This window comes from Mesorhizobium sp. WSM1386 (genome assembly GCF_055901595.1).
This window is the reverse complement of sequence record NZ_CM148373.1, coordinates 1967850-1985405: the sequence shown is the minus strand read 5'-3', so window position 1 is coordinate 1985405 and position 17556 is coordinate 1967850. Positions and strand designations below refer to the sequence as shown.

The following is a 17556-nucleotide window of genomic DNA, read 5'->3' as shown; positions in this document are numbered from 1 at the left end:
TCCAATTGAAGGGCCGCGCGCAAGCGCGGCCCGATTTCATTTTCGCACAAGCTTCGAGGGCTAGTGTTCCGGCGGACAGTCATGCTGGGAGTCGCTCTATCGTGCCGGAACAGATCCAGAGCATCATCTCGAATCTTCGCGGTTTTGGTGTGAAGCGCCTTGCCATGCTGGCGGGTATCGCCGTCCTGGTGATGGGCGTCATCGGCATCGCCTCGGTCTATCTCAATCGCCCTGCCTACGACACGCTCTATGTCGGGCTCGATCGTTCCGACGTGAACCAGATCGGCCTGGTGCTGGGCGAGGCAGGCATCGGTTTCGACGTCGGCTCCGACGGAACCTCCGTGCTGGTGCCGGCCGGCACCACGGCGCAGGCGCGCATGCTGCTCGCCGAAAAGGGCCTGCCCACCAGTGCCAATGCCGGCTACGAACTCTTCGACAATGTCGGCGCGATGGGCCTCACCTCCTTCATGCAGCAGATCACCCGCGTGCGTGCGCTCGAAGGCGAGATCGCCCGCACCATCCAGTCCATAGCTGGCATCAAGGCGGCGCGCGTCCACATCGTCATGTCCGAACGCGCCAACTTCCGCCGCGACGAACAACAGCCCTCCGCATCGGTCGTCATCCGCTATTCCGGCATCGACGCCGAGAAAAGCGCCATGTCGATCCGCCATCTCGTCGCCGCCGCCGTGCCGGGCCTGTCGGCCGACAAGGTGACGGTGCTTGATTCCAACGGCAATTTGCTGGCCGCGGGCGATGATCCCTCCAACACCAGTGCTGCCCGCACGCTCGGCGTCGAGCAGACGGTGGAGGCACAGATCGGCGACAACATCCGTCGCGCGCTCACCCCTTATCTCGGCCCGGACAATTTCCGCGCCAGCGTCAAGGCCGAGATCAACACCGACACCCGCCAGACCGAAGAAACCATTTTCGACCCGAATTCCCGCGTCGAACGCTCTGTGCAGTCGGTGCGGGCCAATGAAAACAGCAACCAGAAGCAGGCTTCGACCCCGGCCAGCGTCGAGCAGAACCTGCCGGAGACCCAGGCGACCAGCACCGAGGGTCCGCAGACCTCTTCGGCGAACGACCGCAAGGAGGAGATCACCAATTACGAGATCAACTCCAAGAAGATCGCCACCGTCTCCAACGGCTATACCGTCACCAAGATGTCGATCGCCGTCGTCGTCAACCAGGACCGGCTGAAAACGATCCTGGGCAAGGAAGCGACCCCCGAACAGATCGCCAAGCGCGTCGCCGAGATCCAGAAGATGGTGAGCTCTGCCACCGGTTTCGACGACAAGCGCGGCGACGTCATCGACGTCTCGGCGGTCGAATTCATCGACGGACTGGATGGCGAGGCGGTTCCGCAAGCTGGAATGCTCGATTCCATCGGCCAGCACGCCGGCACGCTGATCAATGCCGGCGCCTTTATCGTCGTGGTGTTCCTGGTCGCCTTCTTCGGCCTGCGGCCGATGTCTGCCGCGCTGACGGCAAAGGCGACGCCCGCTATTTCGGGCCCCAACTTCGATGAGGTCCAGCGCTCGTTACCGACACCGGAGGCAGCCGCTTCCGCCAATGCCGCCGTCGGCGCCTTGCCCAGTGCGAGGCCCGGCGCCACCCCGCTCGACGATCTTCGCCAGAAAATCAGGCCCGCGCCGCAGGAGCGGCTTGCCCGCATGGTCGACATCAACGAGGAACGCACCGCGCAGATCCTGCGCAAATGGGCGGCCCCGGAAGTCGCGGCCTAGACCATGCCCTCCGCAACCCTTTTCGATCTCCTCCCTGATTTCGGTACGCGCGCGCAGCGTGTCAGCCCGCCTCAGGCCACGGCCGACCTTCGGCGGGCCCCTGAACCGGCGGCATCCCAGGCCGATATCGGCACTCTGATCGCCGAGGCGGTTGCCCAGGCGGAGGCCACACTCACGGAACGCTTCTCGGCCGCCCATGAAGCCGCGCTGGAAGCGGAGCGCCAGGCCAATGCCGAGGAAGCGAGGATCTTTCTGGAGAGCTTCGGCGGCGATGTCGGCAACGCCGTGTCGTCGCGCATCGACGCCATGGAGGCGCGTGTCACCGACCTCGTCGCCGCCACGGTCGCCCGCATCATCGGCGGCGTCGTCAGCGACGATGTGCAGAACCGTTCGCTTGAGGCGCTGGCCGGCGCGGTTCGTGAAGCTGTCGGCGACAGCGAAGCAGTGCGTATCGCCGTGCGCGGGCCGCTCTCGCTGTTCGAAACGCTGAAGGCATCGCTCGGGCCGCGCACTGCCAATCTCGACTTCACCGAGGCGCCCGGCTTCGACTTGACCGTCAACATCGACGAAGCGGTGTTCGAGACCCGCATGGCCGAGTGGTCGGAAACTCTGTCCGAGGTTCTGTCGTGAGCGTCGCTGAAGCCGATCACGGCAGGCACGAGATCATCATCGTGCGGCATGCCCATAGCGACCACGACGAAGGTCACCACGGCGGCGTCTGGAAGATCGCCTTCGCCGACTTCATGACGGCGATGATGTGTTTCTTCCTGGTCATGTGGCTGATCAACGCCGCCAACGAACAGACCAAGGCGGCTGTCGCCAGCTATTTCAACCCCGTCAAGCTGGTCGACCGCAACTCAAGCCGCAAGGGCCTGGAAGACCTTGGTGACGGTCCGAATGCGATCGGCGCGACCGCCGAAAGCCCGCAACAGGCGACAGGCAAGAGCGGGCAGGACGGCACCGGTGGCGCGGGAACATCCGAACGCAAACAGGACAAGCAGGAACAACAGCAGTCGGAGAGGTCCGACGAGCATCTCTTCGCCGACCCTTACGCGGTGCTCTCGGAGATCGCCACCGACACCGGCGTCATGCAGAACGTCAGCCAGAAGGGCGACGGCGGCGCGCAAAGTGCCGGCCCGGCGACCGGCGCCTCCGGTGGCGCATCCTATCGCGATCCCTTCGAGCCGGATTTCTGGTCGCAGCAGGTCGCGGCACCGGGCGCCGAGGCGAGTGCCCAGCGCCCCAGGATCGAAGGCGACCCGGTCAAGCCCGGCGACAAGGCCGCCGAGACACAGGTCGCCAAAATCAAGGCCGTGCCGCCGGCACCGCCTCTCAAGGACGCGCCCCTCGAGCCCTTGGCCAAGGATGCGGCCGCGACGATGGCCAAGGCCAGCGATGTCAAGCCCGGCGATATCAAGGCCGGCGATACCAAGGCCAGCAATGCAGAGGCTGGAGAAGGCAACGCCGCGGAAGCGGCCAAGGCGGACGCCACCCTTGCCAGCCGAGAAGCCGCGAAGCCCGAAGCCGCGGAAAAGGCACCGACTGCCGCCGCGCTGAAGGCGGCGGCCGATGTCAAGCGGCAGCTGGCCGATGCCTTCAAGCCCGGCGACAAGCTGCACGACGGCGTCTCGGTCGAAGCCACGGACAAGGGCGTCGTCATCTCCATAACCGATCAGCTCGACTTCGGCATGTTCGAAGTCGGCTCGGCCTTGCCGAGCCGCGAACTGGTGTTGGCGATGGAAAAGATCGGCCGCATCGTCAACAGCCAGAAGGGCACCATCAGCATCAACGGCCACACCGATGCACGCCCCTTCCGCAGCGACAGCTACGACAACTGGCGGCTGTCGACGGCGCGCGCCCATTCCGCCTACTACATGCTCGTGCGCGGCGGCGTCGACGAACGCCGCATCACCGAAGTCGCAGGCTTCGCCGACCGCCAGCCGAAGGATGCGGCCGATCCCATGGCGGCGGTCAACCGTCGCATCGAGATATTGATGGCGGCCGGCGGATGAGACGGGTGGCCGTCACCAGCCGCATGATGGGCCTGTTGCTGCTGGCCGCCGGACATCCATCGTCCGGCTTCGCCCAGGATGCGCTGCAACCCTATCAGCTGGTGCGCTCGCTGCAACTCATCCAGGACCGCATCGCCGCCGGCGATCACGCCGCCATGCCGATGCAGGCCAAGCTGCTCGAGATGACCGATGCGCGTCTGCGCGAGGCGGATGCGCAGGATTTCCAGGACCCAAAGAATTTTCGCGCGCTCCTGGTCTATGGCATGAGCGGCGGCAATCCGGTGACTGTCGAGGCAGCGGTGTCGCGTGCCGCCGCCGATCCGGGTGGCCTGGCCATCGCCAAGGGCGTGATCGACTATCTGAATGGCCGGCCCGGCGACGCGATCAAAGCCCTCGGGCCGATCGATCCGATGGCGCTGCCCGGCGATCTCGGCGCATTCCTGGCCCTGGTCAAGGGATCGCTCCTAGCCGGCGACGAGCCGGCGGCGGCACTCAAATTGCTCGATGAGGCCAAACTGCTCAGCCCCGGCACGCTGGTCGAGGAAGCGGCCTTGCGGCGCTCGGTCGGCATTGCCGTGGCGCAAGGCGACGCGGCGCGTTTCGCGCTTGCCTCCACGCAATATGTCGAGCGCTACCTCTATTCGCCCTATGCCAGCCAGTTCGCGGATTCCTTCGTCTCCGGGGTCATCGCGCTGCACATGTCGATCAGCCAGGACAAGCTGGCCGACATCACCTCGATGATGGATCCCGAGCGCGAGAAGGTGATCTATCTGCGCATCGCCCGCCGTGCCGCGATCGATGGCCTGAACGAGTTGTCGGGCTTCGCCTCGACGCGCGCCGAACAGGGCCGCGACGGCAACACCAATCAGGACGATCCGCGCGCCCTGCTTTATTCCAGCCTGTCCACCGTGACCTCGGACACCATCGAGGATGTGCGCGCCAAGCTCGGCAAGATCGACCGCAGCAAGCTGTCGGATGGTGACCGCGACCTGCTCGACGCCGCACAGACCATCGCCGGTGAAGTGGTGGCGCCACCCGCTTCTCTTCCAGCCGCAAGTCCGGCGCCCGCGGCAGCTGCACCGAAGCAACCCGAAGTTACCGCCGCGCAGGCCGCCGACTCCGCCGGGTTGCCACCCGTCGAAGGCGCTGCCTCCGAACAGCCCGCGGTTGCGCCAGCCGATGGCGTCGCGACCGTTGCGCCGAGCGCGCCGGTTCCTTCGGCCGAAACCGCAGCCGTCCTCCCGGCCTCGGCGCCCGCAGCCTCGGCCAGCCCTGACAAGACCGACCCGACCGACGCCGCCATGGTGAAAACCCGTCGACAGCTCGACCTGATCGACCAAATGCTTGGAGCCGCCCCGAAATGACACCCAGCCTCGGCCCAGGCCTGCCAGGATTTACCGCCGCGCGCACCACGGCGGACCAGCCGGCCGTGCCGGGAAAGAAGGATGATGACGGCTTCGGCAAGATGGTGCACGCCGGCGCGAACCCGGCCCGCCCGGAAAAGCAGCCGCCGACCGAGGCCGGGTCGCGCGATCCGCGCTGGAGCAAGCTCGCCGCTGGCCTTGCGGCGCAGACGGGCGAGGACAAGCCGATGCCGGACGGCAAAGCGCGGGCCGCACGGGCCGCACCGACCGGATTGACGGCGGCGAAATCCACGAAGGACGGCAAGGATGCCCGGGCTGCCGAGGACACTGACGCTGAAACACCAGTGTCCGACGCCGGCGCAACGCCGCTTGACGATCATCTGCCGCTTCTGATGGCGTTTCATGACCTGCGCCATTTCTCGACATCGACCAAGTCGGCCGACGTCGGCGAAACCGGCCAGGACGCCGCTGTCGACGGGCAGGTTGTGCCCAAGGGCTACCGGCCGAAGTCGGCCGCCGGTAATGGCGACGTCGAACCTATGTCGAAGCCTGAGCGGGCGTCGCTCGTCGACGGGCCGCTGACGAAACTTGACGACCCTTCCGCGCGCGACGCCGCTGCTGGCGCGCCACGGCGCGACAATGCGATCGCCGCCGGCCCATTGCCGGAGACGACCCCGGCCGACGTGCCGGGCGTGGATCCGAAACAGGCGGCGCCACAGCTGAAGTCCATCGCCGACGTTCAGTCTTCGGTGCGTTCCGAAACAGGAAAACGGCTCTCGACGGCCGGGCGCATCGACGTGGTTTCCGAGCGCAGCTTCCCTGCCCCGCCGCAAGCGCCGATGAGCCAGGCAGCGCTCAGCGTGATCGGCGCCATAACCGCCGATGGCGGCCCGCAGCAGGTGCATTCGACGGCTTCCGCGGCCACCCAACTGGCCAGCCCTGTTGCCGTTCCGACACATGTGTTGAAGATCGAACTCCACCCGGCCGAACTGGGCATGGTCACGGCACACCTTCGTCTCTCCGGAGAACAACTCTCGATTGAACTGAAGCCCGAAACACACGATGCCTACCGTCGGCTTTCCAGCGATAGCGAGGCGATCGTCAAGTCGCTGCGCGGGCTGGGCTTCGAGGTTGATAAGGTCACCATCATGCAACCGTCGGTGGCCGTTGCGGCTACAACCCGGGCGGATGCAACCGCGTCGATGACCGCGGTGCCTGGCCGCGACCAGTCGTCCTTTCAGCCCGGAAATTCCAGCGGCGGCAATGGTGGAGCCGGCGGCCAGCAACCGGGCCAGCAATCCGCAAGGGGTAACCACGATGACGCGCAAGCACACGGCCGCGCCGTTTCGCCTTCTCGCGAGCGCGCTGGCGGCGATATCTTTATCTAGCCTTGCGGGCGGCGCCGCCGCCGCCACCAATCCCTGCGAGCCCGAGATCCTGCGTGCCGCCGACCGCTACGGCATACCCGCCGGCATCCTCTACGCGGTTGGCCTGACAGAGACCGGCAAGAAAGGCAGCCTTCAGCCTAACGCTTTGAACATAGAAGGAAAAGCAGTCTTCCCGAAAAGCCGAACCGAGGCACTTGCCACCTTCGCCAACGCCCAGCGCGAGGGCAAGACGCTGATCGATCTCGGCTGCATGCAGATCAATCATCACTACCACGCCTCGCATTTCCGCAGCGTCGAGGACATGCTCGACCCCCGCCAGAATGTCGACTACGCGGCACGTTTCCTGGCCGGTCTCCATGCCCGCCACGAGACCTGGTCGATGGCTGTCGCGCGCTATCATGCCGGTCCCGACAACGACCCGGCGCAGAAGGTCTATGTCTGCCGGGTCATCGCCAACATGGTTGCCACCGGTTTTGGCAAATGGACAACCAACGCCCGGTCCTTCTGCAACCCATAGGCGTATTTTCAGCCTCCAATATGCTAGCCGCACTGCACCGGGGCTCCATTTTGACTTGGCCCTCAAGCATATTTGGCTGCACGCTAATGCAACCGGCACGATTCCAGACTCCCAAGAAACTAGTTACAAGAAATGACCGTGTTCAGGATTCCCGCCACCGGTTACGCCTCTTTCCACGGGGCAAATGTGCTGATTCGGAGGCGGGGCCGATGATCGTTATCGTTGACGAGCGAGAGCTCGTAACAGAGGGATACAATTCACTTTTCGACCGCGAGGGGGTCGCCTGCGCGGGTTTCGCGCCCGGCGAGTTTGGCGAGTGGGTGAACTCGGCCGCCGACGCCGATCTGCGCTCGGTCCGCGCCTTCCTTATCGGCGACTGCCGCGAAGGCTCGATCTCTCCACGCCATATCCGCGACCGCACCGGAGCTCCTGTCATTGCTCTCAGCGAACAGCATTCGCTGGAAAACACGCTGCGGTTGTTCGAGAGCGGCGTTGACGACGTCGTCCGCAAGCCCGTCCACATCAGAGAGATCCTGGCCCGCATCACCGCCATCCGCCGCCGCGCCCAGGAGGACGTCGCCTACACCGAGATCGGCGCCATGCGCATCTTCATGGACGGCCGCGATCCCGAGATCGACGGCCAGCCGCTGCCCTTGCCGCGCCGTGAACGCCGCATCCTCGAATATCTGGCGAGCAACCGCGGCCGCCGGGTTACCAAGACCCAGGTGTTCAACGCCATCTACGGCATCTTCGACGAAGAGGTCGAGGAGAACGTGGTCGAGAGTCACATCAGCAAACTGCGCAAGAAGCTGCGCGAGAAGCTGGGCACCGACCCGATCGATTCCAAACGCTTCCTCGGCTACCGGCTGGTGTTCTGATGCCGTATCGCGCCAGCTTCGCGCAAGACAAGGCGCGTAGCCTCGCCGCCAGTGGCATGGATATTGCGGAGACATCTCGATGAGCCTCTACGGAATGATGCGGACCGGCGTTTCCGGCATGAACGCACAGGCCAACCGCCTGTCGACGACAGCCGACAACATCGCCAATTCCGATACCACCGGTTACAAGCGATCCTCCGCCGAATTTTCGACGCTGATCATGCCGTCGACGGGTGGCGCCTACAATTCCGGCGGCGTCACCACGACGATCCGGCAGGCGGTCAGCGATCCGGGCGTGCTCCAATACACCACCTCCGTCTCCGACCTTGCCGTCAGCGGCGATGGCTTCTTTGTCGTCCAGGATCCCAGCGGTACGCCCTATCTGACCCGCGCCGGCGCCTTCGTTCCCGACGCGCAGGGCCGCCTGGTCAACGCGGCCGGCTTCCAGCTGATGGCCTACAGCTACGCCAACGGCACGCCGGCCGCGACAGTGAACGGCTTCGAAGGTCTGGAGCCGGTTGTCATCTCCGACCAGGGGTTGACCGCGACTCCGAGCACCGCGGGCAGCTTCAGCGGCAATCTGCCTGCAGGCGCGACAGCGGTCGCCACTGCCAACCTGCCCGGCGCCAACGCGGCCACCGCACAGTACACCTCGAAATCGTCAATGGTCGCCTATGACAACCTCGGCAACAAGAAGCTGCTCGACGTCTATTTCACCAACACGGGTACCGGCACCTGGCAGGTGGCGGTTTTCGACCAGTCGAAGGCGACGGCCGGAACATCGTTCCCCTACACCGGCGGCGCACTCGGCACGGCCAACCTGACCTTCGATACCACGACCGGCAAACTCACCGGCACGCCCACCAGCGTTTCATTCACCGTGCCGGGCGGCGCGAGCCTCAATCTCGATTTGTCGACGCTGACCCAGCTCGGGACCGGCTTCACCGTTTCCGACGCCCAGGTCAACGGCAACGCGCCGAGCACCATCGACAAGGTCCAGATCAGCAAGGACGGCACCATCTACGCCCAGTACAAGGACGGCACCTCCAAGCCGCTCTACAAGATACCGCTTGCCGACGTTCAGAGCCCGGACCAGCTCAAGGCTCTTCCCGGCAACGTCTATGCCCAGGGCACTGATTCCGGCGCGGTCCGTGTCGGCTTCGCCAACGAAGGCAAAGCCGGTTCCATCATCTCCGGCGCGCTCGAAAACTCCAATGTCGATATCGCCGAGGAACTCACCGACATGATCGCGGCGCAGCGCAGCTACACCGCCAATTCGAAAGTCTTCCAGACCGGTTCCGACCTGATGGACGTCCTTGTCAACCTGAAGAGATAAACCGGGCGTCGCCCGTGAAAGACCAGCATGTCGCTATCCTCCGCATTGAGTATCGCCCAATCGGCGCTTATGAATACCGCGCGGCAGACCAGCGTTGTCTCGCACAACATCGCCGACGCTTCCAATCCGGATTACACGCGCCGCATCTCCGTCATCACCAGCACGGCGCCCGGCGCTCGTTTCGTTGACGTCCAGCGTGCGGCCAACGACCTGCTGTTCCGCCAGAACCTTGGTGCCCTGTCGGCGTACAGCGGTCAGAACGCGCTCTACAGCGGCATGGATCAGCTGGATGTTTCGGTCAACGGTGTCGACAACGCGTCATCGCCCTCGACGGCGATCGCCAATCTGCAGCAGGCGCTGCAGCTCTACGCCACATCGCCGTCCAATCAGAATCTCGGCTCGAGCGTCATCGATGCGGCCAAGCAGGTCGTGCGCTCCCTGAATGAAGGCTCCAAGGCCATTCAGGATTTTCGAACCCAGACGGACGGCCAGATCGACACGGCGGTCAAGGACCTTAACTCGCTGCTTGGCCAGTTCGAGGACGCCAACCAGGCAGTCATGTCCGGAACCCGTTCCGGCACCGATGTTTCCGACGCTCTCGACCAGCGCGACGCGCTGCTGAAGAAGATCTCGAACTATGTTCCGATCTCGACCTTCACGCGCGGCGACAACGACATGGTCATCACCACGGGCGACGGCACGACGCTGTTCGAGACGATACCGCGCACGGTGAGCTTCACGCCGGCGGCCGGCTATGCCGCCGGGGCCGCCGGCAACACCGTCTATATCGACAACGTGCCGATTTCGGCGGGAACCGGTGGCAACACAACCGCCAGCGGCACGCTTGCCGGTCTGCTGCAATTGCGCGACGGCGTCGCCTCGACCATGCAGAGCCAGCTCGACGAAACCACGCGCGGCTTGATCACCGCCTTTGCCGAGACCGCCCCGTCGATGCCCAACGCCGCCGGCCTGTTCACCTGGTCGGGCGCGCCGGCCGTCCCGGCGGCGGGCACGCTCGTCAACGGCCTTGCCGGCACGATCGGCATCAATGCCGCGATGGATCCAAGCGTCGGCGGCAACCCGACATTGCTGCGCGATGGCGGCGCCAACGGTGTGGCCTATGTCGCGAACACCACGGGCGGCGCCTCCTATTCCAACCTCCTGATCGCTTATGGCGACCGACTCGACAAGCCGATGCCGTTCGATTCCGCGGCGGGTATTTCGGCAACGTCCAGCGTTTCCGACTACGCCGCCAATTCGATCGGCTGGCTCCAAAGCGTGCGCCAGCAGGCTTCGACCGCCGCCGACGCCAAGGAGGCATTGGCACAGCGCAGCGCCGACGCGCTGTCCAACGCGACCGGAGTCAATATCGACCAGGAAATGTCGCTGATGCTCGATCTCGAACACACTTACCAGGCATCGGCCCGGATGATGAAGACAGTCGACGACATGATGACGGCGCTGTTGAGCGCGGTGGGATAAAGCCATGACTTCCGTCTCTTCTGCTGCCCTTTCGAACGCCGCGCGCTATCAGCAGATGCGCATGCAGGCCGATCTTGTCAAAGCCACGAAAGAGTCCTCGACCGGCAGGATCGCCGATGTTGGACTTGCGCTGGGTGGACGCACCGCCCAGTCCGTCACCTTTTCGCGCGATCTCGACCGGCTCAACGTCATTGTCGATTCGAACGGACTGGTCGCGGCCCGGCTTTCATCGACCCAGACCTCGCTCGGCCAGCTCTCAAGCGTCGCGCAGACCTTCCTGTCCAGCCTGACCACGGCATCGTCGGGCGACAACTCCGACAGCCTGACCCGGTCGACCGGCCAGACGACGATCCAGCAGCTTGCCTCGATCCTCAACACCAGCGTCAACGGCGAATACCTGTTTGCTGGCACCAACACCGACGTCAAGCCGATCAACGATTTCACCGCGCCCGGCTCACCCGCCAAGGCCGCCTTCGACGCCTCTTTCGTCGCCAATTTCGGCTTCCCGCCCAATGACCCGCTCGCCGCCAACATCACCGCCGCCCAGATGGACGACTTCATCACCAACGACGTCGAGCCGCAGTTCCTCGGCTCTGGTTGGCAGGCCAACATGTCGAATGCCACCGACCAGCAGATCGTCAGCCGCATCGCGCTCAACGAAACCACGGAGACCTCGACCGGCGCCAACAGCGATGGCATCAAGAAGCTTGCCATGGCCGCTGCCATGGTCAGCAGCCTGATGTCCACAAACATCAGCCAGGCTGCGAAAGATACGATCGTTAGCCGCTCGCAGATCTTGGTCGGCGAGGCGCTGAGCGGCATCGCCCAGGTCCAGTCGGAAACCGGCATCGTCCAGAAGCGTGTCTCGGACGCCAGCGACCGCATGAAGACGCAGGTCGACCTGTTCGAACGGCACATTCTCGATCTCGAAGCCGTCGACCCGGCGGAAGCCGCGACCCGCGTCGCCGATCTGACGCAGCATATCGAGACGTCCTTCGCTCTGACAGCGCGCCTGCAGCAGCTCAGCCTGTTGAATTACCTGACCTGACAACTCCAGCGGAACGGTAGAGCCAACGATGTACCAATTCTCCTACGCCGACGTCCAAAGCACCTCCGTCTCGGACGCCAAGGACCGTGAGCGTGAGCTTTTGACCCGCTCGATCGACATGCTGTCGGCGGCGGCCGCCGCCGGCCAGGATTCGAAGGAGGCGGTGGAGGCGCTGCATTTCACCAACCGTGTCTGGACGACCTTCGTCGAGGATCTCGGCTCCAGCGACAATGCGCTTCCCAAGGAATTGCGCGCCAACCTGATTTCCATCGGCCTGTGGCTGCTGCGCGAGGCGGAGGATATTCGCCAGGGTCGCACCGACAATTTCGAAGGGCTGATCGAAGTGTCCCAGATCATCCGCGACGGCATTCAATGACCAACACGCTGAAGATCTCGTTGAAGCCGAACGAGAAGATCTACATCAACGGCGCCGTCATCCGCGTCGACCGCAAGGTTACCGTCGAACTGATGAACGATGTGCAGTTTCTGCTCGAGAGCCATGTGATCCAGGCCGAAGAGGCCTCGACACCGCTCAGGCAGCTGTACTTCATCCTGCAGGTCATGCTGATGAACCCCGCTGGCGCGGACGAAGCGCGCGAGATGTTCCGCCGCTCCCTGCCCCTATTCCTGGCCAGCTTCGAGGACGCCGAGATCTGTGGCACGCTGAAGCAGATCGACCGCATGGTCGGCGAGGACCATATTTACGAGGCATTGAAGGCGATCCGTTCGCTTTATACTCTCGAACGCCGCGCGCTTGGCGGCAACGACGATGTTCCGGGCGCGTCGCGCCCGCTTGCCGTGGGAGCACGCTACTAATGACCGTGGACATGACGACGACGATACCGGTCGGCTCCAATTCGACCACCACGTCGACCTCGAAGACAGCGGTCGACTACCAGTCCTTCCTGAAGCTTCTGATCGCCGAGATGAAGAACCAGGATCCGACCAAGCCGATGGATTCGACGCAATACGTCGCCCAGCTCGCCACCTTCTCGCAGGTCGAGCAGTCGGTTCAGACAAACACCAAGCTCGAGCAGATCATGCAGTCCTCGGCACTGTCGCAGGCCGACGCCATCATCGGCCGCACGATCACCTCGGCCGACGGCAAGACCACCGGAACGGTGGCTTCGGTGACGCTCGCCAGCAACGGACTTATCGCTGTGCTGCAGGATGGCACCCAGGTTCCCGTCGGCGCAGGCGTGTCGATCAAGCCGGCAAGCTAGGCCAACCGCCACATGAACGAGGCCGACGCACTCGACATCGTCCAGTATGCGGTGTGGACGGTGCTGACCGCGTCCGCTCCGGTCGTGCTGGTCGCCATGGCGGTCGGCATCGGCATCGCCCTCATCCAGGCGCTGACGCAGGTCCAGGAGATCACCTTGACCTTCGTCCCGAAGATCGTCGCCATCATGCTTGTGGTGGCGCTGACCGGCCCGTTTATCGGCGGCCAGATATCGGCCTTCACCAACGTCATCTTCGAGCGCATCCAGAACGGATTCTGAGCCTAGAAGTATCCGTTTAGGGACCCATTTTTGCTACGCTTTGAGGAGAGCGTTTGCCAGGGTCGGCATGGAGCTTTTCCTTCGCTTGCATGCCGGCGGCCAGACCGCGGGCCACCTACCGAGATGCTGCATGCCGCGATCAGGAGGCACGTTGTGATAAGGCATCCGGCAAGCCAGTGGAAGCGTGGCCCTTTGCTATCCCCTTGTTGGACCATGATCTTCCGCGCAAGACATTCGCCCTTTTCGGCGCGATGCCATAGTTTCGGCAAACCATCCGGGGAAACGATCAGCGCAAGGATCAGCACGCCGTGGCAGGAATCCATCCATGATCGACGAAAAACCGGAAAGCGAAGGCGTCTCGGCGCTGGCGCCCTTCCGGCATGGCATCTTCCGCGCCGTATGGGCCGCGAGTCTCGTCTCGAATTTCGGAGGCCTGATCCAGGGCGTCGGCGCGGCCTGGATGATGACCACGATCGCCACCTCGCCCTATCAGGTCGCGCTGGTCCAGGCCTCCACCACCTTGCCGATCATGCTGTTTGCGCTCGTCGCCGGCGCCATCGCAGACAGCTTCGACCGGCGCAAGGTGATGCTGGTCGCCCAGACCTTCATGCTGTTCGTCTCGGTGCTTCTGACCGTATTCACCTACTACAATTTGCTCACGCCCTGGACGCTGCTGGCCTTCACCTTCCTGATCGACAGCGGCACGGCGCTTAACAGCCCCTCCTGGCAGGCTTCCGTTGGCGACATGGTTCCGCGCAACAAGGTGCCTGCGGCTGTCGCGCTGAATTCCATGGGCTTCAATCTGACGCGCAGCGTCGGCCCGGCGATCGGCGGCATCATCGTCGCCGCCGCTGGTGCCGCGGCCGCCTTTGCGGCGAATGCGGTGAGCTATATCGGCCTCATCGTCGTGATGGCACGCTGGAAGCCCGATGTTCCGGTATCGACCTTGCCGCGCGAGTCACTGGGCGCAGCCATGGGCGCCGGCCTGCGCTATGTCGCCATGTCGCCCAACATCGGCAAGGTGCTGGTCAGGGGCGCGGCCTTCGGCTTCAGCGCCGGCGCCGTGCTGGCGCTCCTGCCGCTGGTGGCACGCGACGTCGTCAAGGGCGACGCCTTGACCTACGGCATCATGCTCGGCGCCTTCGGCATCGGCGCCGTCGGCGGCGCGCTGATCAGCGTGCGGCTGCGGCAATTGCTCTCCAGCGAGACGATGGTGCGCTGCGCCTTCGCCGGTTTCGCCGTCTGCGCCTTCAATGCGGCGATCAGCCAGCATGCCTGGCAGACATCGCTGGGCCTGCTGGTCGGCGGTGCCTGCTGGGTGATCGCGCTCTCGCATTTCAACGTCACGGTGCAGATGGCGACGCCGCGCTGGGTAGTCGGCCGGGTCTTGTCGGTTTACCAGACCGCAACCTTCGGCGGCATCGCGCTTGGCAGCTGGATCTGGGGCGTCGTCGCCGATGCGCATGGCGCCGAAACGGCGCTGATCGCGGCCGCCATCGCCATGCTGGCCGGCGGCGCCATCGGCCTCGTACTGCCGCTGCCGGAGCAGCAGGTGCTGAACCTCGATCCGCTCAACCGCTTCAAGGAGCCGCATCTGGCGCTCGACCTGAAGCCGCGCAGCGGCCCCATCGCCATCATGATCGAATATGTGATCCGGCACGAGGACGAGGCGGAATTCCTCGCCACCATGGCCGAACGCGGACGCATCCGCCGCCGCGACGGCGCGCGCAACTGGACGCTGGCGCGCGATCTCGAAAATCCCACGATATGGATCGAGCACTATCACACGCCGACCTGGCTCGAATATGTCAGGCACAATAGCCGCATCACCCATGCCGATGCCATGGTCGGCGAGCGCTTGCGGGCGCTGCACAGCGGCGATGAGCCGCCGCGCGTGCGTCGTGTGATCGAGCGTCCGACGACCGCCGGCACGACGCTCGTGATGGCCAAGGGACCGATCGAGCACTGACGCCTAAGTTGCGCCCTAACCTTCGCCCGACAGATCCCGGCGTGCCTTTTCGAGTTCCTCGGCGTAGCGCCGCATCAAGTGGCCCTCGGTCAGCAGCCCGAGCACGATGTGATCGGTGAAGTCCTCGACAACGGCCAACTCCTCGGCGCCGGCGCGCTGGAACGTCTCGGCGGCGGCCTGCACGTTCATGCTGGGCACCAGGACGGCATCCTTGTACTGGGCAAGATCGCGCACCGGCACCTCGCCGCCGGCTTGATCGCTGTGCAGTTCGGCCACGATCAGCACGCCGACATACTCGTCACCCGGGTCAACGGCGATAACGCGCTGGGCCGAGCCGAGCGGGATGTCCCTGCGGAAGTCGGCCAGCGTCGTCGAGGCATCGATGGTTTTGATGTCCTTGCGCATCATCGAGCCGACGGTGAGGCTGCGCATCCAGCCGACGTCGTGGGCGCTGCGGATCGTCTCACCGCGCAGATGGAAGCGCCAGGTCGAGAACGAGTAACCGAAGGTCTCGCGCACCAGGATCGCCGCCATTATCGAGGCGGCGAGCACCACACCCGTGAGTGTCAGGTCGCGTGTCGATTCCAGCGCCAGGAAGGTCATCGTCAGCGGACCGCCGACGACACCGACGGCCAGCGACGTCATGCCGACGACCGCCGCCACGGAAGGGTCGATACCGGTCGCTGGCGAGACCAGCGCCATCACGCCGGCGAACGCCTTGCCGAGCAGCGCGCCGAGAAACAGCGAAGCGAAGAACAAGCCACCGCGAAAACCGGAGCCGAGCGAGACGGCTGATGCCGCGAGCTTCAGCACGAAGACGCTGGCGACAACGGCCAGACCGTAATTCATGGCGAATTCGCGATGCAGCGCGCCATGGCCACTGGACAGGACCTGCGGCGTGATCAGCCCCAGCAGGCCGACAATGACGCCGCCGATGACGGGGCGCAGCGAGGCATCGATGGACAGCCTGTTGAAGCCGCGTTCGATCAGCGTCACCAGTTGCATGATGGCGATCGAGGCGGCACCCCCGAGCAGTCCAAGCAACAGGAACGGCACATACTGGCTGGGGGAGAGTGCCGGCAGGCCGGCAAGTTCCAGCGGAAACGGCACGCCGCCGAACATTTCCGCCGTCAGCGAAGCCGAGATCGCGGCGGTCATGACCGGCGCGACATTGGCGACCGAATAGATGCCGATGACCAGTTCGAAGCCGTAGAACGCCCCCGTCAGCGGCGCGTCGAAGGCGGCGGCGATGGCACCGGCGGCACCGCAGCCGACCAGGATGCGGACATCGTTGCGGCGCAGCCTGAACACCCGCGCCAGCCGCGACGCCACACCGGAGCCGACCTGCGTATAGCCCGCCTCCAGGCCAACCGAAGCGCCGAAGCCGCTGGAGATCATCGTCTGGCCGACGATGATGAAGGTGTCGGTCAGCGACATGCGCCCGCCATAGAGCGCGTTGGCCTCGATCGGATCGACCGGCGTGCGGAATTTCCGCTTTCTCAGCCAGATCACGCTCAGTCCGAGCAGGATGCCGCCGATTGGCGGGATCAGCGCCTGCATCGGATTGGCGAGCGAGAACATGCCGGAAAGCCGGCCACCCGGTTGGACGCCAAACAACAGCCCGTGCATATCCTGCACGATCTGGCTCATCGCGGTGACCAATATGCCCGCCATGACGCCGATGATGCCGGCCAGGATGACCACCGCGATACCGCGCGCCTCGAGCAGCGGGATCGACCTCAAAAGCACCGCGCGCAGCCGGCGGGCGTAGACTTGCGGTTGGTTTCTGGAAAGCACCGGGGCGGCTCGCCGATATCGGAAAAGGCAACGGAAAGCCGCTGATACGCCCGCCGACACCGCATGGCAACCACAATGGCGACATGGAAGGCGCCGTTGTGGCCAAGAGGCCGCTCATTGCGTGAAGCGCTCAGGTCGGCATCGGCTCGCCAGCCTCATAGAGCAAGAGATTGCGCTCGCCGATGCCCAGCGCCGGCCAGCTCGAGCGCCAGTCGGCGATGTGCGGTGAGCGGAAATGCGCATCGAGCGCCGCCCTGTCGCGCCACACCTCGGTGACGCGCATCAGCCCGGCATCGAGCACATCGCATGCATAGGAATATTCGAGGCAGCCATCCTCGGCGCGGCTGCCCGAGATCATGCGCTCCATCGCGGACTTAGCCTCCTCGAACTTGTCGGGCGGCAGGCGGATGGTGCCGATGATCAGGAGCATGGGTCTTCCTTTTTGCGAGACGTCGGAGCGAGCCACTTTCCCACCCTCGCGCAAGCTTGGCCAGTTACCCTCGCCCGGTTGTCGCATG

The 17556-nt window shown here is 64.7% G+C and carries 17 protein-coding genes; 15 read left to right on the top strand and 2 right to left on the bottom strand.

Annotated features, from left to right (window positions below; translation table 11 throughout):
- The first annotated feature begins 101 nt into the window (after positions 1–101).
- The 15 genes from fliF (at position 102) to AC0NIH_RS09665 (ending at position 15241) form a co-directional block, all read left to right on the top strand.
- The gene (gene fliF / locus AC0NIH_RS09735; RefSeq protein WP_473465115.1) at positions 102–1745 is read left to right on the top strand and encodes a flagellar basal-body MS-ring/collar protein FliF; all 1644 of its coding nucleotides are present in this window, start codon (positions 102–104) and stop codon (positions 1743–1745) included.
- 3 nt (positions 1746–1748) lie between these two features.
- Positions 1749–2375 (top strand): hypothetical protein, encoded by a 627-nt coding sequence (locus tag AC0NIH_RS09730; RefSeq protein ID WP_473465113.1) that lies wholly within the window; start codon positions 1749–1751, stop codon positions 2373–2375.
- The gene (locus AC0NIH_RS09725; RefSeq protein WP_473465110.1) at positions 2372–3757 is read left to right on the top strand and encodes a MotB family protein; all 1386 of its coding nucleotides are present in this window, start codon (positions 2372–2374) and stop codon (positions 3755–3757) included. Before AC0NIH_RS09730 ends, AC0NIH_RS09725 begins: the two co-directional genes overlap by 4 nt.
- Entirely contained in the window at positions 3754–5121 is a 1368-nt protein-coding gene (locus tag AC0NIH_RS09720) for a chemotaxis protein MotC (protein ID WP_473465108.1), read from the top strand. The genes AC0NIH_RS09725 and AC0NIH_RS09720 overlap by 4 nt, the downstream gene beginning before the upstream one ends.
- Positions 5118–6509, top strand: a complete 1392-nt coding sequence (fliK, locus tag AC0NIH_RS09715; RefSeq protein ID WP_473465105.1) for a flagellar hook-length control protein FliK — start codon at positions 5118–5120, stop codon at positions 6507–6509. Before AC0NIH_RS09720 ends, fliK begins: the two co-directional genes overlap by 4 nt.
- Positions 6439–7026: a transglycosylase SLT domain-containing protein gene (locus AC0NIH_RS09710; RefSeq protein ID WP_473465103.1), complete on the top strand. Its 588-nt coding sequence runs from the start codon at positions 6439–6441 to the stop codon at positions 7024–7026. The genes fliK and AC0NIH_RS09710 overlap by 71 nt, the downstream gene beginning before the upstream one ends.
- A 209-nt stretch (positions 7027–7235) precedes the next feature.
- Entirely contained in the window at positions 7236–7904 is a 669-nt protein-coding gene (locus AC0NIH_RS09705) for a response regulator transcription factor (RefSeq protein WP_023765757.1), read from the top strand.
- Positions 7905–7983: 79 nt separating this feature from the next.
- On the top strand, positions 7984–9240 hold the full coding sequence (locus tag AC0NIH_RS09700) for a flagellar hook protein FlgE (protein WP_023765758.1): 1257 nt from the start codon (positions 7984–7986) through the stop codon (positions 9238–9240).
- A 27-nt stretch (positions 9241–9267) separates the two neighbouring features.
- Entirely contained in the window at positions 9268–10722 is a 1455-nt protein-coding gene (gene flgK / locus AC0NIH_RS09695; protein WP_473465100.1) for a flagellar hook-associated protein FlgK, read from the top strand.
- Between the two features lie 4 nt (positions 10723–10726).
- Positions 10727–11770 carry a flagellar hook-associated family protein gene (locus AC0NIH_RS09690; RefSeq protein WP_023765760.1) on the top strand — a complete coding sequence of 348 codons (1044 nt, stop codon included), beginning with the start codon at positions 10727–10729 and terminating at the stop codon, positions 11768–11770.
- Between the two features lie 28 nt (positions 11771–11798).
- On the top strand, positions 11799–12146 hold the full coding sequence (flaF, locus tag AC0NIH_RS09685) for a flagellar biosynthesis regulator FlaF (RefSeq protein WP_023765761.1): 348 nt from the start codon (positions 11799–11801) through the stop codon (positions 12144–12146).
- Positions 12143–12586 carry a flagellar biosynthesis repressor FlbT gene (flbT, locus tag AC0NIH_RS09680; RefSeq protein WP_023765762.1) on the top strand — a complete coding sequence of 148 codons (444 nt, stop codon included), beginning with the start codon at positions 12143–12145 and terminating at the stop codon, positions 12584–12586. Before flaF ends, flbT begins: the two co-directional genes overlap by 4 nt.
- Positions 12587–12597: 11 nt before the next feature.
- Positions 12598–12993: a flagellar hook assembly protein FlgD gene (gene flgD, locus AC0NIH_RS09675; protein WP_031250183.1), complete on the top strand. Its 396-nt coding sequence runs from the start codon at positions 12598–12600 to the stop codon at positions 12991–12993.
- A 12-nt stretch (positions 12994–13005) separates the two neighbouring features.
- Positions 13006–13272: a flagellar biosynthesis protein FliQ gene (fliQ, locus tag AC0NIH_RS09670; RefSeq protein WP_013893193.1), complete on the top strand. Its 267-nt coding sequence runs from the start codon at positions 13006–13008 to the stop codon at positions 13270–13272.
- 325 nt (positions 13273–13597) lie between these two features.
- Complete coding sequence (locus AC0NIH_RS09665; protein WP_473465096.1) at positions 13598–15241, top strand: MFS transporter; 1644 nt, start codon at positions 13598–13600, stop codon at positions 15239–15241.
- A 15-nt stretch (positions 15242–15256) separates the two neighbouring features.
- On the opposite strand, the gene AC0NIH_RS09660 is transcribed toward AC0NIH_RS09665, so the two are convergent.
- Complete coding sequence (locus AC0NIH_RS09660) at positions 15257–17038, bottom strand: chloride channel protein (RefSeq protein WP_473465093.1); 1782 nt, start codon at positions 17036–17038, stop codon at positions 15257–15259.
- A gap of 130 nt (positions 17039–17168) precedes the next feature.
- Positions 17169–17468 (bottom strand): putative quinol monooxygenase, encoded by a 300-nt coding sequence (locus AC0NIH_RS09655; protein WP_473465090.1) that lies wholly within the window; start codon positions 17466–17468, stop codon positions 17169–17171.
- Between the last annotated feature and the right edge of the window lie 88 nt (positions 17469–17556).

Coding starts and splice junctions, on each gene's coding strand:
- AC0NIH_RS09730 (WP_473465113.1), top strand. CDS start 1,749: ATGCCCTCCGCAACCCTTTTCGATCTCCTCCCTGATTTCGGTACGCGC.
- AC0NIH_RS09720 (WP_473465108.1), top strand. CDS start 3,754: ATGAGACGGGTGGCCGTCACCAGCCGCATGATGGGCCTGTTGCTGCTG.
- fliK (WP_473465105.1), top strand. CDS start 5,118: ATGACACCCAGCCTCGGCCCAGGCCTGCCAGGATTTACCGCCGCGCGC.
- AC0NIH_RS09710 (WP_473465103.1), top strand. CDS start 6,439: ATGACGCGCAAGCACACGGCCGCGCCGTTTCGCCTTCTCGCGAGCGCG.
- AC0NIH_RS09705 (WP_023765757.1), top strand. CDS start 7,236: ATGATCGTTATCGTTGACGAGCGAGAGCTCGTAACAGAGGGATACAAT.
- AC0NIH_RS09700 (WP_023765758.1), top strand. CDS start 7,984: ATGAGCCTCTACGGAATGATGCGGACCGGCGTTTCCGGCATGAACGCA.
- flgK (WP_473465100.1), top strand. CDS start 9,268: ATGTCGCTATCCTCCGCATTGAGTATCGCCCAATCGGCGCTTATGAAT.
- AC0NIH_RS09690 (WP_023765760.1), top strand. CDS start 10,727: ATGACTTCCGTCTCTTCTGCTGCCCTTTCGAACGCCGCGCGCTATCAG.
- flaF (WP_023765761.1), top strand. CDS start 11,799: ATGTACCAATTCTCCTACGCCGACGTCCAAAGCACCTCCGTCTCGGAC.
- flbT (WP_023765762.1), top strand. CDS start 12,143: ATGACCAACACGCTGAAGATCTCGTTGAAGCCGAACGAGAAGATCTAC.
- flgD (WP_031250183.1), top strand. CDS start 12,598: ATGACGACGACGATACCGGTCGGCTCCAATTCGACCACCACGTCGACC.
- fliQ (WP_013893193.1), top strand. CDS start 13,006: ATGAACGAGGCCGACGCACTCGACATCGTCCAGTATGCGGTGTGGACG.
- AC0NIH_RS09665 (WP_473465096.1), top strand. CDS start 13,598: ATGATCGACGAAAAACCGGAAAGCGAAGGCGTCTCGGCGCTGGCGCCC.
- AC0NIH_RS09655 (WP_473465090.1), bottom strand. CDS start 17,468: ATGCTCCTGATCATCGGCACCATCCGCCTGCCGCCCGACAAGTTCGAG.